The organism is Citrobacter sp. Cpo045, from assembly GCF_030332875.1.
In the GTDB taxonomy this organism is placed as follows: Bacteria; Pseudomonadota; Gammaproteobacteria; order Enterobacterales; family Enterobacteriaceae; genus Citrobacter; species Citrobacter portucalensis.
Map to the genome: position 1 here is coordinate 383,545 of NZ_JAOWGZ010000096.1, position 23,913 is coordinate 407,457.

The following is a 23,913-nucleotide window of genomic DNA, read 5'->3' on the forward strand; positions in this document are numbered from 1 at the left end:
GTGAGTATGTGTTCATTGGCTATATTCACCACTTATCGATGATAACAAATTATTTCTTCTATCTTTTGCATAGGAACGCCAAGCCTAATCAATAGTGCCAGTTTTGTAAGTATCTCCGTAGCCTGCATATGTTTATAGATTTTGCTTGGTGTTTCTGAAAATAATGGCTGGTGTATAATTTGATTTCGCGACTTACATACTTCATTGATACTTATTTTTTTAAGATCTAACTTAATAACAACCGATTCAGGAAGGCTTTTTATAAAATGATGGATGCAACTTTCAGTATTGTGCTTACTCTTATTTGTTCTCTTTATCGCACGAATGAAATCACCAAGTGGTGCGCCTGGAAATTTCTTGGCTAATAAACACCTTGATCTATTCAACAATTTTGATAATAACGCTTCATCGACATAACATGATTTTCTTATCGTCATGGATTCAATCATCCTATAAAAACCAAGAAACTTTTCTTCATTGCTGTGAACCATGGAGTAAGTCACATATTTTTTAACGAGTTCTTTGATCTCGTGGTTTTCAGGATTAAAATATCCCTCCCAAACAGAATCAGGAAAATTTTTCTCTGAGTCATCGTGATATATAGTCGAATAGGTTAAAAACATGCCAGCATTGATAGTTTTATGATCTTCTTTTTTTTCTTTTATGTAAATCTGAATGTTTTCTCGCCCATAGTTAGAAACACTATTAGTTTTAATATTTGATATCATTAGCGAACCACCAATGAAGAACCTTAATATCATATATAAATCAATATAGTTTTCGATTAACCTATCAAGTCCAACAGGCTTTTCAAAGGAAACCGTAACATGAGGTTCAACGTCCATTCCTACTGTATGCAAACCACTTAAGCCACCGTATCGATATGAATAATACAATCCAATCTTTCCGAGTCCGTCTATATTTTTCTCAAACTCAACACAATCATCATCATTAGGTAATTTATTTGAAAACCCAAGCCCACATTCTATTATTTTATCTAACTTACGAGTACTGCCAGACCATTTTTTTATATTTTCTCCATGAATGCTTACACTGGTAAATAAAGAGTTAGTATTCACCCTTGATTTTGAATATAAGAAACCCTGAGCGGAGAATGTATAAGTATTGAATCTTCCATCAACCCCCATTCTCATAAAAGAGCTTTCATGTAATTCCAAACCAAACAAAAGATAATAGCGAGTGCCTTTCTGAAACAAAATTGAATTCAATGCCATAACTTCTGAGTATGCACGATTCATTTTACTATTAAAATCAAGCAATCGAATTTCTATTCCATCATCATCTATTGACAATTCTGAAACATAATTACCTCCATCTATTGTTACATACCCTGTAAGACACTCATTGACATTATCTGTATAATAATCAATCTCATCCATAATCATTCATCCTGTTCATGCATCAAACTTTAAACTCGTTAGATTATGTTTATAACAATAGCACGTAAAGATCATCACTTTGATGGTTTTAGTGAGAATAAACCCGCTACTACACACAGAAGACAGCATCCCAATATTGATTAGACTTTATGAATCATCTTGCTCATGTTGTATCCCATTGGCTATTTTAGCCAAGATTCAAACAGAAGTTGCTCATGATCACAAGATATCAATAGGGTATACCTGATAAAGACCATGACACACAGTATCAATAGGGTTAAATTTGACTCTATTGACAATAAAAACACGCACTGTATCATATGGGTATCAATTTAATACTCAAAAGAGAATGCATAATGAATGTCCGTATCTATTGCCGTGCATCTACCGAAGGCCAACATGCTGATCGTGCATTAGTTAGCCTGCGCGAATTTGCGCAAAGCAAAAACTGGCAAGTAGCCGGAGAATACATTGAGAATGCCAGCGGTGCGAAGCTGGAACGTGTGGAACTGATGCACCTACTTGCCGAAGCACGGCCTGGCGATTTGCTTCTAATTGAAGCGATTGACCGTCTCAGTCGTCTTCAACATGAAGAATGGGCTGAACTCAAAGCTACGCTGAACAGTAAAGGACTGGTTATTGTTTCGATGGATTTGCCAACAAGCTGGCAGATGGTTGAAATGTCTGGTAACGACCTTACTAGCGGCATTCTTCGGGCAGTCAATGCTATGCTGATCGATATCCTTGCGACAATGGCACGACAAGATTATGAAACCCGCCGTAAACGCCAGGCACAGGGGATCGAGAGAGCAAAACTGGCAGGTTTGTATACGGGGAAAGAAAAAGATATGGAAGCCCGTGAAACTGTTCGCGAAATGCTGGCGCAGAATGTTAAACCAGCCCACATCATGAAAGCGGCAGGTATCAGCCGCGCCACCTTTTACCGAATCAAGAAAGAGCTTTTGTGTTAAAAACGGACTTGATAACAGTATTTGCTGCCCATATGTCCTGACTTTGAAACGCTCATATTATAATTAAGGATATCCCATGGTAGGTAACTCATTCTTCAAAGGTGTTGATGAAAAAATAGGCAGACAAAAACAAGAGCAGATTGAAGAAAAAGAAACGTTAGCCCAGGAACGAGAACGCTTATCGGAAATTATTGAATCTCTCGTACCAGAAGTTGAAACGTACAAAAATGGTTTACTTGAAAGAGGAATCCACGCTGAAATTTCTGCATCTGCACGGCATATAAGCTTCAATATGAAGTATAAAGACGGCGGGAAGCATGAACTTTTATTATCAGAAACTGAGCGATTTGATGGCCGCTATTCGATAACGACATTTTCTACAAACGATAATGGTCGTACTTTTAGTTCTACAAACGGTGCATCTTATAGTTCAACTACTTGGTCGAATGATGATTTCTTTAAAGCTTTAGAACGGCATATCAATGATTTCTTGTTCTATGCGAATCGTCATGGTGGTCTTTAAACAACGACCGTTGTATAACAAGCCTCGCTGAAGTGCGAGGCTTTATTTTATCCATACCGATGCTCGATTTCGATAACACCAACACATTCATCAAACCAGCAACAGTCAAATACTTTCATATATTCAGTCTAAACTGTTGTAAAATTTATCAATAGTCTGACTTTGACAAATTCATTTAATCTAATTCGTAATTTTACTTTTCAAATTAGGTTATGAATGCATCAAATCCAATTCAACCTGTGGCAGATCAAAAAAACAACCATACCTAAAATTATAATCAAAAATATTTTTAATGTATTTGGAAATTTATCTTTCCAAAAAGTTAAGGATAACTGTTCCTCAATCCATCGCTTCTCCAATTCACTGTAAAATTTATAGTGAGCATACCAATTACTACCACAAATTTGTTTAGTAATTGTGCTATTATCAAAATCTTGCATCAGAACTTCAAGTTCCTGAATATACTTAGCTGAATCTGGCTGGCTCTCTGATTTTGCATCGTAATACAGTCGTTCAATCTTTCTGAAGATGTCAGTTTGCCTTTTCCCCGCCTCTTCATATTTACTTTTATCACCATCATAGAAATTAATGTATAGGCTACCAATGCTCAGAATAATAAAAATTGCAGAAATATTCTTAGAACTCATTTCATCCATATAAAGACCAAGAACAGATACTGCGAGTGATATTATGCCAATCCAGCCAGGAAGCTTACTTACAATGTCAAATGTTGCAAAGGTTTTCTTTGCTCCGAACCCAACGTTGTATCCAGCAGAAGCAATATGATTCAGCAAGTCATTTTTTAGCATGTTTTTCACTCAATTGGAATGTCGATAGTAGCCTGGGCAATTACTATATGATTCTTAACGATATAACACCACACCTTATGACTACCTCTGAACTTTGTATGTTCAGTATGGGTAGTTTGACCTAAAATTATTTGACCTCGAATTTCATCACGTTCTTCAGCCTCTTTACCTCTATTCAATACTTTCCAGTATATGTCATAAGGTTCAGGAATCAGATCTAAACTTGCTTGATTGATCGAGAATGATAAAGTCTTATTAGGAGGTAACCAAGGTCGAGCTATATCCGAAAGGTAAGCTCTAATCGAGCGTTCCCTATACCCACTTTCTTTGACAATACAGTTGACTTCAAGTGGATATCTAATATCGACATCATCAAATTTTTCATCCGTAAATTCTTCCGTATTACGCCATGTGCGGGCAAAATATGATTCATTAACGAAATTATCTGACCCCAGCCCCAGAGAGTCTTGCATTTCCGTTGCTGCTTTAGGAAAAGTAAGTCCGAAAACTTCCCGCCAAAGTTCATGACATTTCTTTGTATAGCCATTCTCGTACGCGTCAATCGCTTGCGTGCATAGTTTGAAGGCACGTTTTGATTGTCGCTGGAAATTTTTGTAGACCTTAACCCTTTGTCCACTGCCTATTGCAGCATAGTGTTCATGAACGTCTTCTTTTTGCAAAAAATCAAAAAAGTCACGGCACATGAAACCATAACTAACCATTCCAGTTTCATCATAATCATCGGTTTGTTTAAGGAACCTCCATGCTAACGTGTCAATAAGAAGTCCTCCCATGTCTACTGTATTTCTGTTTTTCCAAGCTCGCAACATGCGACAAAGATTATGGAGATTACGACTTTTGTTATTTCGGAAATTCCTCATTTCGGTAATTTCCATACGAGGTTTAGTTACTCGCCACCCACCATTACCATTGTCAGCTTTCGTATCAGGGTATTTAAAATGATCTCCGTCAGCAAAGACTGGTTGCACCTCTATATGGAAAGAGTCAAAAACAATCTGCACTACTAATCGATCAACCTTGACTTCTTGCTGCGAAAAGGTTTGTTTTAAAGCATCTTTTACATCACGAAGTAAACGTCGTTGAGGATTCAAACCTACTTGATAAGCCTCCCACAACCCTGAAGGCATAATGTACAGCATATCTAAATCTGACGTTTTGCTGACCGCCGTACGACGACCTGCTGAACCAACCTTCAGTCGATTATTGAAACCGTTTTCAGTTTCCCGAAACCTTATGTTAAGCCTTCTTGTGGCATTTTTATAATGTGTTGCAATTGCCGTCATTCGTTCATTAGGTATTTTCAAATTGTCCAGGAAAATACGAAACATCTCTGCTGTTTGCATCTAATTATCCTTAACTGTCCAGAGGTTACACAATGTGCTGGTACTAACGCTAGTAATCACACCTTTTCATTACTTTCGTAAAATCAAGCACTTTTGAAGCCTGCATTTTAGAAAGCTTTAGAAGGCATACGGAGGCTAATGCTAATACAAAAAGTGTATTTTTCATCCTTTTTCACACAATTACATAATCTCGAATAAAATACTAATTATATCAATAGACTACACATTGCATAGAGAACTAAAGAAGGTCTTGACCGAGCAAGGAAGGTAGGTAAAAGTTAGGCGGTTGCAACAGATATTCGTAAGCGACTTCTGGAAGCCAATATGAAGAGGTCTCAGCCAAGCAAAAAGTGGGATTAAGTCTTCCTACGATCAAAGGGAACTGGAACATGCATCAAGAATGACGGGCACGTTCCAACAACCCAAAAACAAGACCGCGAGCGAAGCGAGTTCCGTCAAGCGAAGCGAAGACGGATAGTTAGCGTTGATTAAAAAACATACGGAAATGTACTGTTTTTTCTATATATAAAATATAAATATTATAAACAGTACATAGTACACAGACACTCACTACGTTCGTGTCCCTCGCTTCGCTCGGAATTTTGAAGGAATGTATTATTCTATAAGCAAAGCAACTATAGTTGAACTATCATGCATCTGACCGAAGCATAAAGTTAACCAGCTACAAATTATGCCTTAAAACGCTCTGAGCGAGGCTGTAAGCGATTTTCATGATATGGGTAATGCGATTGCATACCTTGGAAAGAAAAACGCGCTACGGGCTTCCTGTGCGATATTTACGAATTTAGTGCTTTACAACTCAATTTTGATGTTGAGTACATGCGTGTTCCCTTCCCTGTTTGCGCTTTACCACGTTCTTTTGCCAGGTAAGAAAGCCAGAATACCGGACCTTCGAGTGATGAAGGATGTTCACGATGAATGACGTAGTGATCGGGATAGTCTTTAGTGGCTTTAGACAAGTTTACCAGCGTTGCTTTACCACCTGTCAGTTTCATCCAGATTTCCGTAATAATACCAGCGATCCCTCTTTCTGGCGTTCCAAACCATCTTACCGAACGATGTGGAAGTGCAATCCAGCAATGGTAATGGGGTTGTGAAGCCTTTTCCTGTTCGCAAACCCAACCGTAAGCAAAATCGATGATAGGTTCTGATAAACCGTTGTTTCCAGACTCCAGGCGGTCACGTAATCGTTTGAACAGGTTGCGTATGTATTTGTTACCTGCTTCAACAGAAGTGAACTCAGGGAGGTGGAGATCAAAACGGGTCAGGAACACTCGACTGTAGAGCTTCAGGATTGCGTTCAGTTCGTTGATTGTTGAAATAAGTATGTCATGACGAACACCAGAGCCGATTCTTGTGTTAATCCGGTATGCATGACCATCATGAACAAAGGAGTTGCCATTAATTGTTTTGTAACGTCCGTGTTCATGGTAGACGGTACGAAAACTTGTTGCCGATAAAACCGACGATTCGAATAGGGTTTGTGATTGTTGCATCATTGTTAAATTAACCTTTTTGTACTCAGAAAGAGATCACACCTCCTACATAGTTACTACCTAAAACCACGGTAAAACGATGGCATTTGCGATAGCGCAAAGCCGCCTTGCATCTGACGTTGGGGATGTTTTCGAGGAGAGAAATACTACGGAACAAAGTTTACGGAAATATTTATAATAACTAGTTATCATATCAGAAGGAGTGAAAGGGGGCAACGGAAATCATGCCTTGATAAAAGAGGGATGATGATTGTGTGGGGTGTTGGTAACAACGGAGAAATTCAAAGGGATTTACAATCTTGTCTTTGGCTTCCTTCCGGCATACACAGTTGAGTGGGAGCTGTAATTTTCAACATTGCAGTAACCTGATTGTTCACAGTGTACATCGGCAAATATCAATTATACCTATTACACTTCAGTGAACACGGACGGTAACCTGATTGACTTTGTTGTATTCGGCATCCTGCACGGACTCTCTACCAAGTGGTATTTGGTCCCTGTCGTGGCTGCGATCTGGTTCGCGGTGTACTACGTGATCTTCCGTTTCGCCATCACACGCTTCAATCTGAAGACCCCGGGGCGGGACGTCGAAATTGCCAGCAATATCGATAAAGTCATGGCGGGAGCACCGGGTAAATCCGGTTACAACGTCCCTGCCATTCTGGCGGCGCTGGGCGGTGCGGAAAACATTGTCAGCCTTGATAACTGCATTACCCGTCTGCGCTTGTCAGTGAAGGATATGTCGCTTGTGAACGTACAGGCACTGAAGGACAATCGCGCCATTGGCGTAGTGCAACTCAATCAGCATAATCTTCAGGTTGTTATTGGTCCGCAGGTCCAGTCAGTGAAAGACGAGATCGCAGTTCTGATGAACACCGTACAGGCTTAAGGACAACAATATGTTTGATTTTTCAAAGGTTGTGGACAGGCATGGTACCTGGTGTACTCAGTGGGATTACGTTGCCGACCGTTTTGGTTCAGCCGACCTTCTGCCGTTCACCATCTCCGATATGGATTTTGCCACCGCCCCCTGCATTCTGGAGGCGCTGACTCAGCGCCTGTCACATGGCGTGTTGGGTTACAGTCGCTGGAAAAATGATGAATTTCTGGCGGCGATTAGCCACTGGTTTCTATCGCGTCATAATACCCAAATCGATCCTCAGTCGCTGGTTTATGGCCCCTCGGTCATCTATATGGTATCGGAGCTAATCCGCCAGTGGTCTTCTGCGGGTGATGCGGTGGTTATTCATACGCCGGCTTACGACGCGTTTTACAAAGCGATTGAAGGTAATCAGCGCCAGGTATGCGCTGTCGGACTTGAAAAACGCGCTGACGGCTGGTTTTGCGACATGGTTGCACTAGAGAAAGCCCTGTCCCGGCCTGAAAGCAAAATTCTCCTGCTTTGCAGCCCGCACAACCCAACCGGTAAGGTGTGGACGCGCGATGAACTGGAAACCATGGCGGAGCTGTGTCAGCGCCACGGTGTAAAAGTCATCTCTGATGAGATCCATATGGATATGGTATGGGCAGACCAGCCACACATCCCGTGGAGTAACGTCGCGCGCGACAGTTGGGCGCTGTTCACTTCCGGTTCAAAGAGCTTCAATATTCCGGCATTAACCGGGGCTTACGGGATTATTGAGGATGAGCAGAGTCGCAACGATTACCTCAGTGCGTTAAAGGGTCGGGATGGTCTTTCCTCACCTGCAGTGCTCGCGCTTAGCGCACATATCGCAGCCTACCAACAGGGCGCTAGCTGGCTTGATGCGCTGCGGGATTATCTTGCCAGTAACCTGGATTACATCGCGCACGAGCTGAATAACGCATTCCCCGAACTGAACTGGCAGGTTCCGCAATCCACCTATCTGGCATGGATTGACTTGCGTCCACTCAACCTTGATGACCACGCACTGCAGGAAGCACTCATCCATCAGCAGAAAGTCGCCATCATGCCCGGATACACATACGGAGAAGAAGGACGCGGTTTTGTGCGCCTCAATGCCGGATGTCCACGTTCCAAGCTTGAAAAAGGCGTTCAGGGGTTGATTAACGCCATCCGCACAATACGTTAAATAGTCTTGCGCAATGAAGAACTCATTGCGCAACTCCTTATATAAAAAAACAAATCTGTTTTTTATCGTTTTTTTTAATACCAATTCCTCCCTGACTTTTCCTGCCAGTCAAAATCAACAGCAATAAAAATCAAAAAGACAAAATACAAAGCTGAGAAGATAGCCGAAATATAGCGCTGTTTTATATACATAAAAATCATGAATACAACACAAATAAACATTCACAAAAAGAATTTAACTTTTTTTTTACTCCTGTCCCTAACAACATCCATTTTTCTTTGGTATATCCCTTTTAGTAATCAGCGTTATAGCCTATCTTTTTACCCGGTTATTGCAACCTTTGCTGGTGTATTGCACATTCAGACTGGGTGCTTTATGACGATGAATTACATGAGTTATCGGCGCAAAAAATATCTTTTACCCTTGGCCTGCGCGTTTTATTTCTCAGGGGTTTTCTTATTTCTTGCGCTCTATATTTATTTTTATAAAAACGGTCTTCCTGGTGTCATCTACAATGACATTGCTGTTTTATACTTTATGAGGAACATGTTAATTACGGGGTTGTTCTTTGCAACATACTATTTATATACGTTTACAAATAAAAAAGAAAAGCATGGTAAAACAGTTATTTACGCCACTTATTTATGGTGCATGTTGCATCTGGTAATGGCTATCCTCTACTCCATCCGTATTACGCCAATATCGTTTCAGTTGGTTGACACAGAAACGTTTGAATGGCTTAGACCCTGGCGCGGTAGCTTTATTTATGTCCTCATTATCTTGTGGACCTGTATCGTTTTATTAGGGGCAAAATTAACCCGGCTAAAAACACAGTTTTGGGTAAGTATGTCACTGGTTGCCCTGAGCAATCTGTTAAGTGTCATCATTATGCTGAAGTACACGCATATAGACTCCGCTGGATGGTATCTCGCCAGAGGCCTGGAGTGCCTTAGCGCAATGGCCGTGATGATCGTGCTCATGTCTGATATTTTCAAGCGTTACAAAGCCTCACGTCAGGCCTATGAATTATCCTATGAAAATTCAGTCCGCGACCCGATGACCCGACTTTTCAACCGTGGCTATTTTTATAACGCACTCAGCAATGAGATTAAAATGACAGCGACCCATAAACCCCTGAGCATTGTCTTTTGCGACATTGATTTCTTTAAGTCGGTCAATGACACCTGGGGACATTTGCAGGGTGACAGAGTGATAATTAAACTGTCAGAAATTATGCAGCGACTGAGTCGACGTAACGACATCGTGGCGCGTATTGGCGGAGAAGAGTTTGCTATTTTGCTACCTGAAACTAACGCTGATGCAGCATTTAACATCGCAGAGCGAATCAGAAAACACGTAGAACAACAAACTCAGGCCACGACTAAAGGTGATTTTCCACGCATCATCACCATCAGCCTGGGTATCGTAACCTCGCTTGATAACCGTTCAGCCCCTGAACAACTTGCTGATTGCGCAGACCGCGCCCTGTATATGGCAAAAAACCGAGGCCGTAATTGCGTTGTGGCTTATTCTGGCGAAGAAGTTTAATAGCAAAGGAAAAGATCACCACCAGGGCGATCTTTTCCTCATGATCAGTTGGTAATTTTCATGTGCAGCTGGAATGCGTTGGTTTTCCCCTCATCCTTCGCCGCGCCTTTTTGATATATTCTGATGGTATACTTACCGCTGGCAGGCAGCGTATTTTTATAAGTGTCACCACTCATCATGCCATCAAAAATGAATTGTTCGCCCGGTGCAATAATACTCATGAAAGGATGAGGCCAGGCGCTTTTCAGAACTGCTTGCATGGTCTGCCCTTTTTTGGCGACAAACGTATAATCTTTTGTTTTATCACCCGTAATTGTCCCCTTGATATCTGCGCCACTGGTACCTTTCTTAAACTGGATTACATGCGTTTCATCCGCTTTATACGCCGCATGCGCAGGCACAGTTGCCAGCAGCAAACTTCCACAGAACATTGTACTGACAATTAGCTTTACACTTTTCACTTTATTAATACCCTCAGTCGTTATTGTGTTTTTATAACATACCTCGCAGCACATTCATAAACTGGAAAGTGTCCATTTTTCGCTATTAGCAATGTTATTCAATAAATATCCGAATGAAATAACACTGACAGACAGTAATTAAATAAAAACGAGGTAAATAATCTTAAATTAAAATCATTTTATTACACACATGCTGCAGGAAATGCGTTATTGCTTACTTTACGCCCGTCTTACCACCGCAAGGCAAAAGCATCGTGATACGTTCTCAAGGATCAGGGAGTCGGAACACCACTCTGTTGGTACGCTAACAGCATGGTCAACAATTTGGCGATGCTTGCTTCCCCATAACCCCGAACTCTGCACTGCTTTTTTTAAAGTTTTTAGAGGAACATTTTTCTGTTGTATAATGGCCTGCACTTTACCTAAATACACGAGTGCGACCATGATTGATACTTCCCTCCCCCTGACCGACGTCCATCGCCACCTTGATGGTAACATCCGTGCACAAACGATCCTGGATCTGGGCCGTCAGTTCAACTTAACGCTTCCGGCACAAACGTTGGAAACGCTGATCCCTCATGTGCAAGTCACATCAACTGAGCCAGATTTAGTGAGTTTTTTATCCAAGCTCGACTGGGGCGTGAAGGTACTGGCCTCGCTGGATGCGTGTCGTCGCGTGGCATTTGAAAATATTGAGGATGCAGCACGTAACGGCCTGCACTATGTTGAACTGCGTTTTTCCCCAGGCTACATGGCGATGGCGCATCAGCTCCCGGTTGCAGGTGTGGTTGAAGCCGTCATCGCAGGCGTACGCGAGGGCTGCAAGACCTTTGGCGTCGAAGCTCGCTTAATTGGCATTATGAGCCGTACTTTCGGCGAAGCCGCCTGTCTGCAGGAACTGGATGCGCTGTTAGCCCACCGAGACCATATTACGGCACTGGATCTGGCCGGTGACGAACAGGGGTTCCCGGGCAGCCTGTTCCTGTCTCACTTCAACCAGGCACGCGATGCCGGCTGGCATATCACCGTACATGCGGGCGAAGCCGCGGGACCAGAAAGCATCTGGCAGGCCATTAAAGAGCTAGGCGCTGAGCGTATTGGTCACGGCGTTAAAGCCGTTGAAGATCGTGCGTTGATGGATTACCTCGCCGAACACCGTATCGGCATCGAATCCTGCCTGACATCAAACATTCAGACCAGCACCGTTGCCTCACTAGCGAACCATCCGCTGAAAACGTTCCTTGAGCATGGCGTTATCGCCAGTTTGAATACGGACGACCCGGCTGTTCAGGGTGTGGATATTATTCACGAGTACACCATTGCCGCACCAGCTGCAGGCCTAACGCCCGAACAGATCCGCCAGGCGCAAATCAACGGTCTGGAAATGGCATTCCTGAGTAACGAGGAAAAACGAGCCTTGCGCGAGAAAGTCGCCGCAGCGTAACAGGTAAAGTGCCGCATAGCGCTAACGCTTATCCGGCCTACGTTGGTTTTCATTGTAGGCCGGATACAATGCCAGGAAGGTATCGCCTTGCGCCATTTACCTAATCAGGCAAGGCACAGCGTCGAACGATGTTTCGCAGATTCTATACCCAGCTCAATCAGCTCCATAATTTGGATAGCCTGTCTCGCCGGTACCGGGTTTTCACCGTTGCCGTTTAGCGCATCCCGAATGCCAGCATAGTACGCCGGATAGTTGCCCGGTACGGTCAGCCAGGTTTCTTCAACCTGCTCTTCGCCTTCGACTCGCGTCAATACGCCATCGCGCATATCATAACCCCAGTCTTCCTGTGGAAGTCGCTCGCCATTTTTCAGGCGCTCTTCCTGCGGGTCAAGACCATACTTCACATAGCTGCCACGCGATCCATGCACAATATAACGGGCCGATTCTGCGGCAGCGAGCATGGTGCCATGCAGGATCACACGACGCTGCGGATACGTCAGGATGGCATGGAAGTAATCCGTCGCCTGCGCGCCCGGACGCAGCTGGGCCAGGTCTACCGTCAGGCTGACGGGCAAACCAAACAGATTAATCGCCTGATCCAAAAGATGCGGTGCTAAATCGTACCAGATACCGCTTCCCGGACCGCCCTGTTCACGCCAACGGTCACGAATCTGTGGGCGGAAACGATCGAAATGGGATTCGAAATACGCTACCTCACCTAAAACACCATCCGCCAGCAGAGCTTTCAGCGTCAGAAAATCACTGTCCCAGCGACGGTTATGGAACACAGACAGCACGCGCCCGAGGCTGCGCGCCAGCGCATCCAACTCACGCGCCTGTGACAGTGTCACGGTAAAGGGCTTATCAACAACCACATGTTTGCCCGCTTCCAACGCTGCTTTCGCTAACGGGAAGTGCGTGTCGTTTGGCGTGGGGATCACAATCAGGTCGATATTTGGATCGTTAAAAAGATGCTTAGGCTCAGCAACAACCGCCACCGTAGGCCAGTCTGCCTTCACTTTTGCTTCATCACTACTGGACACTGCAGCCAGTTCCAGACCCGGTGTGCCCACAATCAGTGGAGCATGGAAGGTTTTGCTGGCATAACCATAGCCAATTAGCCCAACGCGGATGTTGTCACTCATGTTATTGCCTCTCAATTCAGGACTGACCTATTTCACACCATACCTTGCAACGTCTCAATAGTTTAATAACCTTTGCGCTACAAAGGTTGTTTTTTAACTTAAGTCAAACATATGCCACTTATGCTTAACTTGCAGCGAAAAAGAGGTAGAAATCGTTCCCAATCATCTTGCTGTATTAATGAGAGATTAGTAACATTTGCAGCCTGTGTTTATGGATAAATCAAAACAAATGTCATCAGTAATGAATCGTCTTATTGAATTAACAGGTTGGATTGTTCTCGCCGTCTCCGTGATCCTGCTGGGTGTTGCCAATCATATTGACAATTACCAGCCACCAGAGCCCGTTGCGGCAGTGCAGAAGAAATAAGCATCCGCAGCCTTTTATTGCCCGGCAATTAACATTGGTAGTTGCAGGGTCTGCCGGCAAAAGATCGCTTTCTGTCAAAAAAAGCGAATTATGCCGCGTCCCGCTCCGCTGCATATTGCCAGCGATCGCTAAGCGCGTTACCCTTGCTCAAGACGCGCATAGCGCCTGATTTTTCACAGGTATGAACACTCTTCTTACATTTGCACGTAAATGCGTTTTTACCTGTGCTCGTTGTTTATTTTTATATTTTCTACTCCGTTGGTATTATTTTATTAATATGGATCTGCATTTATGACCGTTCAGGATTACTTATTAAAATTCCGCAAAATCAGTTCGCTCGAAAGTCTGGAAAAACTGTTTGACCATCTTAACTACACGCTCACCGATGATAACGACATTATCAATATGTACCGTGCCGCAGACCATCGCCGTGCGGAGCTTATCTCCGGAGGTCGTCTGTTTGATGTTGGTCAGGTACCTAAATCAGTCTGGCATTACGTGCAATAAAGAAGAAAGTAGCGCTCAACGTTAAAAGCTTTATAATAATTGCCCCAAAATGAATGGCATGATTGATTGCGCGCGTAAACCTGGAGAAGAGATGACTACAACACCGGCACAACGTATCGGAGGCTGGCTACTTGGGCCACTGGCCTGGCTGTTAGTCGCGTTGTTGAGCGCTTCGCTGGCGTTATTACTTTATGTCACTGCGCTGGCTACACCGCAAACCTTCAAAACGCTGGGTGAGCAAAGTACGGCCAATTTGCTGTTATGGGGTGTCTCCTTTGTTACCGCGATCGCCATGTGGTATTACACACTGTGGCTGACGATTGCGTTTTTCAAACGCAGAGCCTGTGTACCTAAGCATTATATTCTGTGGCTGCTGATCTCCGTGTTGCTGGCGATTAAAGCGTTTGCGTTTTCACCCGTCCCAGACGCTTTTGCCGTGCGCCAACTGCTGTTCCCATTACTGGCTGCAGCACTGTTGGTGCCCTACTTCAAACGATCGCAGCGCGTTAAATCGACGTTTGTGAACCCGTAATAACCCTACAGTTAACCTGTTGTCGCCTGTTGAAGATTGTCAGATAATAGGCGGCTTTTTATTTCAGGCCGAAAAATGACTGATTACCTGCTGCTGTTTGTCGGAACTGTACTGGTCAATAACTTTGTACTGGTGAAGTTTCTGGGCCTTTGCCCGTTTATGGGCGTTTCCAAAAAACTGGAAACCGCAATGGGTATGGGCCTTGCCACGACGTTTGTCATGACACTGGCATCCATCTGCGCTTGGCTGATTGATACCTGGATCCTAATTCCGCTCAATCTCATCTATCTGCGCACGCTGGCTTTTATTCTGGTTATCGCCGTCGTCGTGCAGTTTACCGAAATGGTTGTGCGCAAAACCAGCCCTGCGCTGTACCGCCTGCTGGGGATCTTCCTGCCGCTGATCACCACTAACTGCGCAGTGTTAGGTGTGGCGCTACTGAACATCAACCTCGGCCATAACTTTTTACAGTCGGCGCTATACGGTTTTTCCGCCGCCGTCGGCTTCTCGCTGGTGATGGTACTGTTCGCCGCGATCCGCGAACGCCTCGCCGTGGCGGACGTCCCAGCGCCGTTTCGCGGCAATGCGATTGCGCTGATTACCGCTGGTTTAATGTCATTGGCCTTTATGGGCTTTAGTGGTTTGGTGAAGTTGTAATGAATGCTATCTGGATTGCCGTTGCCGCAGTGAGTCTACTGGGTCTGGCGTTCGGCGCTATTTTGGGGTACGCCTCACGACGTTTTGCCGTTGAAGATGATCCGGTCGTGGAGAAAATTGATGAAATTCTCCCGCAAAGCCAGTGTGGCCAGTGCGGCTATCCGGGCTGTCATCCTTATGCTGAAGCGATCGGGTCTCAGGGTGAAAAAATTAACCGTTGCGCCCCCGGCGGCGAAGCGGTGATGTTAAAAATTGCCGCCCTGCTGAATGTCGATCCGCAGCCTATTGATGGCGATGAACAAGACGTTACGCCGGTGCGAATGCTGGCGGTCATTGATGAAAATAACTGTATTGGGTGCACTAAGTGTATTCAGGCCTGCCCGGTCGATGCCATCGTGGGCGCGACCCGCGCCATGCACACGGTAGTGAGCGATCTCTGCACCGGGTGCAACCTGTGCGTTGACCCGTGCCCGACGCAATGTATTGAATTACGCCCGGTAGCCGAGACACCCGATAGCTGGAAATGGGATTTAAACACCATCCCTGTGCGCATCATTCCCGTGGAACAACATGTTTAAGTTATTCTCTGCATTCAGAAAAAATAAAATCTGGGACTTTGATGGCGGCATTCATCCACCAGAAATGAAAACCCAATCAAACGGAACACCGTTGCGACAGGTTCCGCTGGCACCGCGTTTCGTTATTCCGCTGAAACAACATATTGGTGCGGAGGGTGAACTGTGCGTAAACGTGGGTGACACCGTGCTGCGTGGTCAGCCCTTAACCCGCGGACGTGGCAGAATGCTTCCAGTCCATGCGCCAACATCAGGCACCGTTGTTGCCATTGCCCCGCACTCCACCGCGCATCCTTCGGCACTGGCTGAGTTGAGCGTCATCATAGACGCCGATGGCGAAGATCGCTGGATTGAGCGAGACGGCTGGACCGATTATCGCACCCACAGCCGGGAAGAGCTGATTGCGCGTATTCATCAGTACGGCGTTGCCGGGCTGGGTGGCGCAGGTTTTCCCACCGGCGTTAAACTGCAGGGCGGCGGAGATAAAATTGAAACGCTGATCATTAACGCCGCCGAATGCGAGCCGTACATTACGGCAGATGACCGCCTGATGCAGGACTGTGCCGCTCAGGTCGTCGAAGGTATCCGCATCCTGGCGCACATTCTTCAGCCACGCGAGATCCTCCTGGGTATCGAAGATAACAAACCGCAGGCAATATCTATGCTGCGCGCGGTGCTGGCTGATTCACACGACATTAGCCTACGCGTGATCCCCACCAAGTACCCGTCCGGCGGGGCCAAGCAGTTAACACAAATCCTGACCGGCAAGCAGGTTCCCCACGGCGGACGCTCCTCTGATATCGGCGTATTGATGCAAAACGTCGGAACCGCCTATGCAATTAAACGTGCAGTAATCGACGGAGAGCCGATCACCGAACGTGTCGTGACCCTAACTGGTGAAGCAGTCAGTCGTCCGGGCAACGTCTGGGCGCGTTTAGGTACGCCGGTTCGTCATCTGCTCAACGACGCGGGCTTCTGCCCTTCCGCCGACCAGATGGTGATTATGGGCGGGCCGCTGATGGGCTTTACGCTGCCGTGGCTGGATGTCCCGGTGGTGAAGATAACCAACTGTCTTCTGGCCCCCTCTGCCAGTGAAATGGGTGAAACGCCAGAAGAGAAAGGCTGCATTCGCTGTAGCGCATGCGCCGATGCCTGTCCGGCCGATCTCCTGCCACAACAGCTTTACTGGTTCAGTAAAGGGCAACAGCACGACAAAGCGACGGCCCACAATATCGCCGACTGTATTGAATGCGGTGCCTGCGCCTGGGTATGCCCAAGCAATATTCCACTGGTACAGTATTTCCGTCAGGAAAAAGCCGAGATTTACGCCATTAGTCAGGAAGAAAAGCGCGCCGCAGAAGCAAAAGCTCGGTTTGAAGCCCGACAGGCGCGCCTTGAACGTGAAAAAGCAGCACGTCTTGAACGCCATAAGAGCGCCGCTGCTCAGCCGGCGGCCAAAGATCATGATGCCATTGCCGCCGCGCTGGCTCGCGTAAAAGAAAAGCAGGCTCAGGCACTGCAACCGGTGGTCATTCAGGCAGGTGAAAAACCTGACAATAGCGCCGTGATTGCCGCACGCGAGGCGCGTAAGGCGCAAGCTCGTGCTTCCCGTAAGGAAAATCCGCCGCAAAGTGAAGGCAGCAGCACGGGTACAGACCCGCGTAAAGCTGCCGTGGAAGCGGCAATTGCCCGCGCCAAAGCCCGCAAGCTTGAGCAAGAAACGGTAACAGAAACGGCCGAGCCGGTTGACCCGCGTAAAGCCGCCGTCGAAGCAGCAATCGCTCGCGCCAAGGCCCGCAAGCTCGAGCAAGAAGCGGTAACGGAAACGGCCGAACCGGTTGATCCGCGTAAAGCTGCCGTGGAAGCGGCAATCGCCCGCGCCAAAGCTCGCAAGCTCGAGCAGCAGGCGGTAACAGAAACAACCGAACCGGTTGATCCGCGTAAAGCTGCCGTCGAAGCGGCAATCGCCCGCGCCAAAGCCCGCAAGCTTGAACAAGAAGCGGTAACAGAAACAGCCGAGCCGGTTGATCCACGTAAAGCCGCCGTCGCGGCTGCCATCGCACGCGCTCAGGCAAAGAAAGCCGCACAGCAGCAGGTTGTAAACGAGGAATAAATGGTATTCAGAATAGCAAGCTCCCCTTATACCCATAACCAGCGCCAGACATCGCGTATCATGATGCTGGTGTTACTTGCTGCATTGCCGGGGATCGCCGCTCAGCTGTGGTTCTTCGGCTGGGGCACGTTGTTCCAGATCGTTCTCGCTGCCATCAGCGCTATTGCTGCCGAAGCGGGTGTGCTTAAACTGCGTAAACAACCCATTGTGGCAATTTTAAAAGACAACTCTGCGTTACTCACTGGGTTGCTTTTGGCCGTCAGTATTCCGCCCCTCGCGCCATGGTGGATGGTGGTATTAGGCACGATATTTGCGGTTATCATTGCGAAACAGCTGTATGGCGGGCTCGGGCAGAACCCGTTTAACCCTGCCATGATTGGCTATGTCGTGCTGCTCATCTCATTTCCGGTACAGATGACCAGTTGGCTGCCGCCGCATGAAATTGCGGCCACGGTGCCTGGTTTCTTTGACGCCCTGAACGTTATCTTTAACGGGCATACCGCCAGCGGAGGGGATATGAATTCGCTGCGTATGGGTATCGATGGTATCAGTCAGGCAACACCTCTTGATACCTTTAAGACATCCCTGCATGCCGGACGTACCGTTGAGCAGGTGATGCAATACCCGATCTACAGCGGCATGCTGGCAGGCGCTGGCTGGCAGTGGGTGAACCTTGCCTGGCTGGTTGGTGGCATCGTGCTGTTATGGCAAAAAGCGATTCGCTGGCATATCCCGGTTAGCTTCCTGCTGTCGCTCGCCGTTTGCGCCACTTTAGGTTGGATTTTTTCGCCAGACTCACTGGCATCACCTCAGTTGCACTTGCTTTCCGGCGCGACGATGTTAGGTGCGTTCTTTATTCTTACCGATCCCGTTACAGCATCAACAACCAACCGTGGTCGTCTGATTTTTGGCGCGCTTGCGGGCCTGTTAGTGTGGTTGATACGCAGTTTTGGTGGTTATCCTGATGGCGTGGCTTTTGCCGTGTTGCTGGCAAATATCACGGTTCCCCTGATTGATTATTACACCCGCCCTCGCGTGTACGGACATCGCTAAGGACTAGATATGCTGAAAACGATTCGTAAACACGGTATTACGCTGGCGCTGTTTGCTGCGGGCTCAACGGGGTTAACCGCAGCAATCAATCAATTAACCAAGTCAACCATTGATGAACAGGCCGCGATACAGCAAAAAACGCTGTTCGATCAGGTTCTGCCTGGCGATCGCTACAATAATAACTTGTCTGAAAGTTGTTATCTGGTCAATGCGCCAGCGTTAGGCAAAGGTACGCACCGTGTATATATTGCCCGCCAGGACGATCGTCCTGTTGCTGCGATTCTTGAAGCTACGGCGCCAGATGGTTATTCCGGGGCGATTCAACTGCTGGTGGGTGTCGATTTCACGGGTACCGTGTTGGGTACGCGGGTTACCGAACACCATGAAACACCTGGGCTGGGCGATAAAATCGAACTGCGACTGTCCGACTGGATCACCCATTTTAGCGGTAAAACAATTTCTGCGGATAACACCTCTCACTGGGCAGTGAAAAAAGATGGCGGCGACTTTGACCAGTTTACTGGCGCAACCATTACACCACGTGCGGTGGTTAACGCGGTTAAACGTGCCGGCCTGTATGCGCAGACGCTGCCTGCGCAACTCCCTCAACTTAGCGCCTGTGGAGAATAACCATGAGCGAAATTAAAGACGTGATTGTCCAGGGGTTATGGAAAAATAACTCCGCGCTTGTGCAACTACTCGGGATGTGTCCGCTGTTGGCCGTCACTTCTACCGCAACTAACGCGCTGGGTCTTGGACTTGCGACTACGCTCGTCCTGACGCTGACCAACCTGACGATTTCAGCCCTTCGCCGCTGGACACCGCCAGAAATTCGTATTCCGATTTATGTCATGATTATCGCCTCCGTGGTGAGTGCGGTACAGATGTTGATCAATGCCTACGCCTTCGGCCTGTATCAGTCTCTGGGTATCTTCATCCCGCTGATTGTAACCAACTGCATTGTTGTTGGCCGTGCAGAAGCCTTCGCCGCCAAAAAGGGCCCTGCGTTATCCGCACTTGATGGTTTCTCCATCGGCATGGGCGCAACAGGTGCCATGTTTGTTCTGGGCTCGCTGCGTGAAATAATTGGTAACGGTACACTGTTTGATGGTGCAGACGGTTTATTGGGTAGCTGGGCCAAAGTCTTGCGCGTTGAGATCTTCCATACTGATACGCCGTTTCTGCTGGCCATGCTGCCACCGGGCGCGTTTATTGGCCTGGGTCTGATGCTGGCGGTGAAGTATCTGATTGATGAGAAAATGAAGAAACGTCGTGCCGAGGCGGCTGTCGTGGACAGCCCCGCGGGTGAAACAGGGAATGCGTAATGAACAAAGCAAAACGTCTGGAAATACTGACGCGCCTGCGGGATAACAACCCGCATCCGACAACCGAGCTTAATTTTACATCGCCGTTTGAACTGTTGATTTCGGTCTTGCTCTCCGCACAAGCGACCGATGTCAGCGTCAATAAAGCGACAGCTAAGCTATACCCCGTCGCCAATACGCCGGCTGCGATGCTGGAGCTCGGTGTTGAAGGTGTTAAGTCCTACATCAAGACAATCGGTTTGTTTAACAGCAAAGCAGAAAACGTAATTAAAACCTGCCGCATTCTGCTGGAACAACATAATGGTGAAGTGCCTGAAGACCGTGCGGCGTTAGAAGCTCTCCCTGGAGTTGGGCGAAAGACGGCTAATGTGGTGTTAAATACCGCCTTTGGTTGGCCCACTATCGCTGTAGATACCCACATTTTTCGTGTCTGTAATCGCACGCAATTCGCCCCGGGTAAAAACGTCGAGCAGGTTGAAGAGAAGCTGCTGAAAGTCGTACCCAGTGAATTTAAAGTCGATTGCCATCACTGGTTAATTCTTCATGGCCGCTACACCTGCATCGCCAGAAAGCCGCGCTGTGGTTCCTGTATTATTGAAGATCTCTGCGAATTCAAAGAGAAAGTCGATATCTAATGCTGCCGGGGCATCCTCCTCGCCCCTTACATACATAACGATTAGTTATGCACTCCCCTGCGTTTATTTTCCCGACAATGATGCCATTCAATTGCTCATATCTAATGCAATATTCTTGTTAATTAACACCTGAGCAGGTTAATCGTTTTTTTAGCAAAAGAAATTTCTATCTATACGTGATCCAGATCATCCAGCTAACATAATGTTAATAAATTTTTATTTTTTAGTTAAGGTGACAATTAGATGACCTAACTGCACAGTTTCTAAACAAAACATTACACTGCCTATTTTTCAGATAATGGCCTATATCACTGGATTCAACCTTAAATAGCAGAACATATCGCCACATTGCGGTTATGGCGGTGATTAAACAGTGTAAAAATCTGCCATTTTAGAAATGAAGAAATTTAACGCTAGATAACATTTCACAGCCCCGACGATTTCACCAGTCATGATATATGTAACAGATTATTACAAACCACTTGTCTGAATGGTCAAGATAGTGAACATTACTTGCCGTTTCCCCTCCCACTATAACAATCGGACGGATGAACTTGACTCATCACGTACCTGAACACCCCCGTTGATATGGGATGTAAAAAAAGAGGTAAAAGTGTCTACTGCAAACAATAAACCAACAGAAAGCGTAAGTTTAAACGCCTTCAAACAACCAAAAGCGTTCTATCTCATTTTCTCTATTGAGCTGTGGGAACGTTTTGGTTATTACGGCCTGCAAGGGATTATGGCCGTCTACCTGGTTAAACAGCTGGGTATGTCAGAAGCGGATTCCATCACCCTTTTCTCGTCCTTTAGCGCCCTGGTGTACGGTCTGGTTGCCATTGGCGGCTGGTTAGGTGATAAAGTTCTGGGAACAAAACGTGTCATTATGCTGGGCGCCGTTGTGCTGGCCATCGGTTATGCGTTGGTAGCATGGTCCGGTCACGATGCGGGTATCGTTTATATGGGCATGGCGGCCATCGCGGTCGGTAACGGCCTGTTTAAAGCAAACCCATCCTCCCTGCTCTCTACCTGCTATGCCAAAGATGACCCGCGTCTTGATGGTGCATTTACCATGTACTACATGTCCGTCAACATCGGGTCATTCTTCTCTATGCTGGCAACGCCATGGTTAGCTGCGCGTTACGGCTGGAGCACCGCGTTCGCTCTGAGCGTCGTGGGTATGCTGATTACCGTTGTTAACTTCGCATTCTGTCAGCGCTGGGTTAAACAGTACGGTTCTAAACCTGACTTTGAACCGATCAACTTCCGTAACCTGCTGCTGACCATTGCTGGCGTTGTGGTACTGATCGCGATTGCAACCTGGTTGCTGCACAACCAGCAGATCGCACGTATGGTTCTGGGCGTCATTGCACTGGGTATCGTGTTCATCTTCGGTAAAGAAGCCTTCACCATGCACGGTGCTGCGCGTCGTAAAATGATCGTCGCCTTCATCCTGATGCTGGAAGCGATTATCTTCTTCGTGCTGTACAGCCAGATGCCGACTTCGCTGAACTTCTTTGCGATTCGTAACGTTGAGCACTCTATTCTTGGCATTGCTTTTGAACCTGAACAGTACCAGGCGCTGAACCCGTTCTGGATCATCATTGGTAGCCCAATCCTCGCTGCTATCTATAACAAGATGGGCGATACCCTGCCAATGCCGACCAAGTTTGCGATTGGTATGGTGCTGTGTTCCGGTGCGTTCCTGATCCTGCCACTGGGCGCGAAATTCGCTACCGATGCGGGCATCGTTTCCGTTAACTGGCTGATTATCTGCTACGGTCTGCAAAGTATCGGTGAGCTGATGATCTCCGGTCTGGGTCTGGCAATGGTGGCACAGTTAGTTCCACAACGCCTGATGGGCTTCATCATGGGTAGCTGGTTCCTGACCACTGCCGGTGCAAACATCATCGGTGGCTACGTCGCTAACATGATGGCTGTACCAGAGAACGTGACTGACCCGCTGATGTCCCTTGAAGTCTACGGTCGTGTGTTCCTGCAGATTGGTGTCGCAACGGCTGTTATCGCTGTTCTGATGCTGCTGACGGCTCCGAAACTGAACCGTATGACTCAGGACGATGACGTCAATGAGAAAGCCTCTAAGGCCGCGACAGCGTAATTCTCAGGGAAACTCATTTTCAGGCCGCTAACTGTTGTTAGCGGCTTTTTTTTTGCCTGAGGTAGCACTACCATACGATATACCTCAGCCAAAAGGAGTTACCGATGAAACTGTTCTACAAACCGGGCGCTTGTTCTCTCGCTTCCCACATCACACTTCGTGAGAGCGGTAAAGATTTCACGCTGGATGGTGTTGATCTGATGAAGAAACGTCTGGAAAATGGCGATGATTTTTTCGCGGTAAACCCAAAAGGGCAAGTTCCCGCACTGTTGCTGGATGACGGTACGCTACTTACCGAAGGTGTCGCCATCATGCAATACCTGGCGGACAGCGTGCCAGACCGCCAGCTCCTTGCCCCTACCAGCAGCCTCTCCCGTTACAAAACCATCGAATGGCTTAACTACATTGCGACTGAACTGCATAAAGGCTTTACGCCACTGTTCCGTCCCGATACGCCGGAAGACTTTAAGCCAACCGTTCGTGCGCTGCTGGAGAAAAAAATGCAGTATGTGAACGACTCGCTGAAAGATAACCAATGGATCTGCGGCCCGCGCTTCAGCATCGCCGATGCCTATCTGTTTACCGTACTGCGTTGGGCCTATGCGGTTAAGCTGAATATGGCAGGATTAAGTAATATCGACGCCTATATGGCGCGAATGGCTGAACGCCCGGCGGTTGCCGCTGCGCTGAAAGCAGAAGGGTTAAATTAATTGTTGTTGCCGGGTGGCACTTGCACATACCCGGCCTACAGCTAAAAATATGCCCGATAAGCGTGA

The 23,913-nt window shown here is 46.9% G+C and carries 23 protein-coding genes and 1 pseudogene; 18 read left to right on the plus strand and 6 right to left on the minus strand.

Annotated features, from left to right (window positions below; all coding sequences use genetic code 11):
- Positions 1-32 precede the first annotated feature (32 nt).
- Entirely contained in the window at positions 33-1,400 is a 1,368-nt protein-coding gene (locus OGY13_RS13435; RefSeq protein WP_286594081.1) for an ApeA N-terminal domain 1-containing protein, read from the minus strand.
- 356 nt (positions 1,401-1,756) lie between these two features.
- Here OGY13_RS13435 and OGY13_RS13440 point away from each other — a divergent pair, with 356 nt between their 5' ends.
- Together OGY13_RS13440 and OGY13_RS13445 are read left to right on the plus strand one after the other, a co-directional pair.
- Positions 1,757-2,371, plus strand: coding sequence for a recombinase family protein (locus tag OGY13_RS13440; RefSeq protein WP_007890845.1), 615 nt, complete (start codon positions 1,757-1,759; stop codon positions 2,369-2,371).
- Positions 2,372-2,447: 76 nt separating this feature from the next.
- Positions 2,448-2,894, plus strand: a complete 447-nt coding sequence (locus tag OGY13_RS13445; RefSeq protein WP_213753145.1) for a hypothetical protein — start codon at positions 2,448-2,450, stop codon at positions 2,892-2,894.
- A 221-nt stretch (positions 2,895-3,115) separates the two neighbouring features.
- On the opposite strand, the gene OGY13_RS13450 is transcribed toward OGY13_RS13445, so the two are convergent.
- The 3 genes from OGY13_RS13450 to OGY13_RS13460 form a co-directional block, all read right to left on the minus strand.
- Complete coding sequence (locus OGY13_RS13450) at positions 3,116-3,703, minus strand: SLATT domain-containing protein (protein WP_007890843.1); 588 nt, start codon at positions 3,701-3,703, stop codon at positions 3,116-3,118.
- A 5-nt stretch (positions 3,704-3,708) separates the two neighbouring features.
- Positions 3,709-5,067, minus strand: coding sequence for a nucleotide-binding domain-containing protein (locus OGY13_RS13455; RefSeq protein WP_016537366.1), 1,359 nt, complete (start codon positions 5,065-5,067; stop codon positions 3,709-3,711).
- Positions 5,068-5,864: 797 nt separating this feature from the next.
- Entirely contained in the window at positions 5,865-6,587 is a 723-nt protein-coding gene (locus tag OGY13_RS13460; protein WP_049025764.1) for a YagK/YfjJ domain-containing protein, read from the minus strand.
- A gap of 418 nt (positions 6,588-7,005) precedes the next feature.
- On the opposite strand from OGY13_RS13460, the pseudogene OGY13_RS13465 reads away from it, so the two are divergent.
- The 3 genes and pseudogenes from OGY13_RS13465 to OGY13_RS13475 all read left to right on the plus strand — a co-directional run.
- A pseudogene (locus OGY13_RS13465) lies at positions 7,006-7,473 on the plus strand (glucose PTS transporter subunit EIIB); the annotation flags it as partial.
- Between the two features lie 10 nt (positions 7,474-7,483).
- Positions 7,484-8,656: a MalY/PatB family protein gene (locus OGY13_RS13470; RefSeq protein WP_198802127.1), complete on the plus strand. Its 1,173-nt coding sequence runs from the start codon at positions 7,484-7,486 to the stop codon at positions 8,654-8,656.
- A gap of 198 nt (positions 8,657-8,854) precedes the next feature.
- A complete protein-coding gene (locus OGY13_RS13475; protein WP_213753095.1) occupies positions 8,855-10,204 on the plus strand; it encodes a sensor domain-containing diguanylate cyclase in 1,350 nt (449 codons plus the stop codon).
- A 44-nt stretch (positions 10,205-10,248) separates the two neighbouring features.
- Here the strand turns inward: OGY13_RS13475 and OGY13_RS13480 are convergent, their stop codons facing one another.
- Entirely contained in the window at positions 10,249-10,665 is a 417-nt protein-coding gene (locus tag OGY13_RS13480) for a hypothetical protein (RefSeq protein WP_048235434.1), read from the minus strand.
- Between the two features lie 442 nt (positions 10,666-11,107).
- Between OGY13_RS13480 and add the strand changes: the two genes are divergently transcribed.
- Positions 11,108-12,109, plus strand: a complete 1,002-nt coding sequence (add, locus tag OGY13_RS13485; RefSeq protein WP_213753094.1) for an adenosine deaminase — start codon at positions 11,108-11,110, stop codon at positions 12,107-12,109.
- Positions 12,110-12,213: 104 nt separating this feature from the next.
- Here the strand turns inward: add and OGY13_RS13490 are convergent, their stop codons facing one another.
- Positions 12,214-13,254 (minus strand): oxidoreductase, encoded by a 1,041-nt coding sequence (locus OGY13_RS13490; RefSeq protein ID WP_213753093.1) that lies wholly within the window; start codon positions 13,252-13,254, stop codon positions 12,214-12,216.
- Between the two features lie 241 nt (positions 13,255-13,495).
- Between OGY13_RS13490 and blr the strand changes: the two genes are divergently transcribed.
- The 12 genes from blr to gstA all read left to right on the plus strand — a co-directional run bounded on the left by blr (position 13,496) and on the right by gstA (position 23,847).
- Positions 13,496-13,621 carry a division septum protein Blr gene (gene blr, locus OGY13_RS13495; protein ID WP_003029134.1) on the plus strand — a complete coding sequence of 42 codons (126 nt, stop codon included), beginning with the start codon at positions 13,496-13,498 and terminating at the stop codon, positions 13,619-13,621.
- A 291-nt stretch (positions 13,622-13,912) separates the two neighbouring features.
- Positions 13,913-14,128, plus strand: coding sequence for a transcription modulator YdgT (gene ydgT, locus OGY13_RS13500; RefSeq protein WP_008784684.1), 216 nt, complete (start codon positions 13,913-13,915; stop codon positions 14,126-14,128).
- A gap of 91 nt (positions 14,129-14,219) precedes the next feature.
- Positions 14,220-14,660: a DUF2569 domain-containing protein gene (locus tag OGY13_RS13505; RefSeq protein ID WP_003832803.1), complete on the plus strand. Its 441-nt coding sequence runs from the start codon at positions 14,220-14,222 to the stop codon at positions 14,658-14,660.
- Between the two features lie 75 nt (positions 14,661-14,735).
- Positions 14,736-15,317, plus strand: a complete 582-nt coding sequence (gene rsxA / locus OGY13_RS13510) for an electron transport complex subunit RsxA (protein WP_003029144.1) — start codon at positions 14,736-14,738, stop codon at positions 15,315-15,317.
- The gene (gene rsxB, locus OGY13_RS13515) at positions 15,317-15,895 is read left to right on the plus strand and encodes an electron transport complex subunit RsxB (RefSeq protein WP_213753092.1); all 579 of its coding nucleotides are present in this window, start codon (positions 15,317-15,319) and stop codon (positions 15,893-15,895) included. Before rsxA ends, rsxB begins: the two co-directional genes overlap by 1 nt.
- Positions 15,888-18,005 (plus strand): electron transport complex subunit RsxC, encoded by a 2,118-nt coding sequence (gene rsxC / locus OGY13_RS13520; RefSeq protein WP_213753091.1) that lies wholly within the window; start codon positions 15,888-15,890, stop codon positions 18,003-18,005. The genes rsxB and rsxC overlap by 8 nt, the downstream gene beginning before the upstream one ends.
- Positions 18,006-19,058, plus strand: coding sequence for an electron transport complex subunit RsxD (rsxD, locus tag OGY13_RS13525; RefSeq protein ID WP_213753090.1), 1,053 nt, complete (start codon positions 18,006-18,008; stop codon positions 19,056-19,058).
- Between the two features lie 9 nt (positions 19,059-19,067).
- Positions 19,068-19,688 (plus strand): electron transport complex subunit RsxG, encoded by a 621-nt coding sequence (rsxG, locus tag OGY13_RS13530; protein ID WP_032943336.1) that lies wholly within the window; start codon positions 19,068-19,070, stop codon positions 19,686-19,688.
- A gap of 2 nt (positions 19,689-19,690) precedes the next feature.
- Positions 19,691-20,383, plus strand: coding sequence for an electron transport complex subunit E (locus OGY13_RS13535; protein ID WP_008784678.1), 693 nt, complete (start codon positions 19,691-19,693; stop codon positions 20,381-20,383).
- Entirely contained in the window at positions 20,383-21,018 is a 636-nt protein-coding gene (gene nth / locus OGY13_RS13540; protein WP_003029161.1) for an endonuclease III, read from the plus strand. Before OGY13_RS13535 ends, nth begins: the two co-directional genes overlap by 1 nt.
- Before the next feature lie 613 nt (positions 21,019-21,631).
- Entirely contained in the window at positions 21,632-23,137 is a 1,506-nt protein-coding gene (gene dtpA, locus OGY13_RS13545; protein WP_020996425.1) for a dipeptide/tripeptide permease DtpA, read from the plus strand.
- A gap of 104 nt (positions 23,138-23,241) precedes the next feature.
- Complete coding sequence (gene gstA / locus OGY13_RS13550) at positions 23,242-23,847, plus strand: glutathione transferase GstA (RefSeq protein WP_003832787.1); 606 nt, start codon at positions 23,242-23,244, stop codon at positions 23,845-23,847.
- The last annotated feature ends 66 nt before the right edge of the window (positions 23,848-23,913 follow it).

Bases quoted from the DNA above. Each gene is read 5' to 3' on its own strand.
- OGY13_RS13455 (WP_016537366.1), bottom strand. From the start codon at position 5,067: ATGCAAACAGCAGAGATGTTTCGTATTTTCCTGGACAATTTGAAAATA.
- OGY13_RS13460 (WP_049025764.1), bottom strand. From the start codon at position 6,587: ATGATGCAACAATCACAAACCCTATTCGAATCGTCGGTTTTATCGGCA.
- OGY13_RS13440 (WP_007890845.1), top strand. From the start codon at position 1,757: ATGAATGTCCGTATCTATTGCCGTGCATCTACCGAAGGCCAACATGCT.
- OGY13_RS13505 (WP_003832803.1), top strand. From the start codon at position 14,220: ATGACTACAACACCGGCACAACGTATCGGAGGCTGGCTACTTGGGCCA.
- OGY13_RS13445 (WP_213753145.1), top strand. From the start codon at position 2,448: ATGGTAGGTAACTCATTCTTCAAAGGTGTTGATGAAAAAATAGGCAGA.
- blr (WP_003029134.1), top strand. From the start codon at position 13,496: ATGAATCGTCTTATTGAATTAACAGGTTGGATTGTTCTCGCCGTCTCC.
- OGY13_RS13450 (WP_007890843.1), bottom strand. From the start codon at position 3,703: ATGCTAAAAAATGACTTGCTGAATCATATTGCTTCTGCTGGATACAAC.
- OGY13_RS13535 (WP_008784678.1), top strand. From the start codon at position 19,691: ATGAGCGAAATTAAAGACGTGATTGTCCAGGGGTTATGGAAAAATAAC.
- rsxA (WP_003029144.1), top strand. From the start codon at position 14,736: ATGACTGATTACCTGCTGCTGTTTGTCGGAACTGTACTGGTCAATAAC.
- OGY13_RS13475 (WP_213753095.1), top strand. From the start codon at position 8,855: ATGAATACAACACAAATAAACATTCACAAAAAGAATTTAACTTTTTTT.
- OGY13_RS13435 (WP_286594081.1), bottom strand. From the start codon at position 1,400: ATGGATGAGATTGATTATTATACAGATAATGTCAATGAGTGTCTTACA.
- ydgT (WP_008784684.1), top strand. From the start codon at position 13,913: ATGACCGTTCAGGATTACTTATTAAAATTCCGCAAAATCAGTTCGCTC.
- nth (WP_003029161.1), top strand. From the start codon at position 20,383: ATGAACAAAGCAAAACGTCTGGAAATACTGACGCGCCTGCGGGATAAC.
- add (WP_213753094.1), top strand. From the start codon at position 11,108: ATGATTGATACTTCCCTCCCCCTGACCGACGTCCATCGCCACCTTGAT.
- rsxC (WP_213753091.1), top strand. From the start codon at position 15,888: ATGTTTAAGTTATTCTCTGCATTCAGAAAAAATAAAATCTGGGACTTT.
- rsxB (WP_213753092.1), top strand. From the start codon at position 15,317: ATGAATGCTATCTGGATTGCCGTTGCCGCAGTGAGTCTACTGGGTCTG.
- OGY13_RS13470 (WP_198802127.1), top strand. From the start codon at position 7,484: ATGTTTGATTTTTCAAAGGTTGTGGACAGGCATGGTACCTGGTGTACT.
- OGY13_RS13490 (WP_213753093.1), bottom strand. From the start codon at position 13,254: ATGAGTGACAACATCCGCGTTGGGCTAATTGGCTATGGTTATGCCAGC.
- rsxD (WP_213753090.1), top strand. From the start codon at position 18,006: ATGGTATTCAGAATAGCAAGCTCCCCTTATACCCATAACCAGCGCCAG.
- rsxG (WP_032943336.1), top strand. From the start codon at position 19,068: ATGCTGAAAACGATTCGTAAACACGGTATTACGCTGGCGCTGTTTGCT.
- gstA (WP_003832787.1), top strand. From the start codon at position 23,242: ATGAAACTGTTCTACAAACCGGGCGCTTGTTCTCTCGCTTCCCACATC.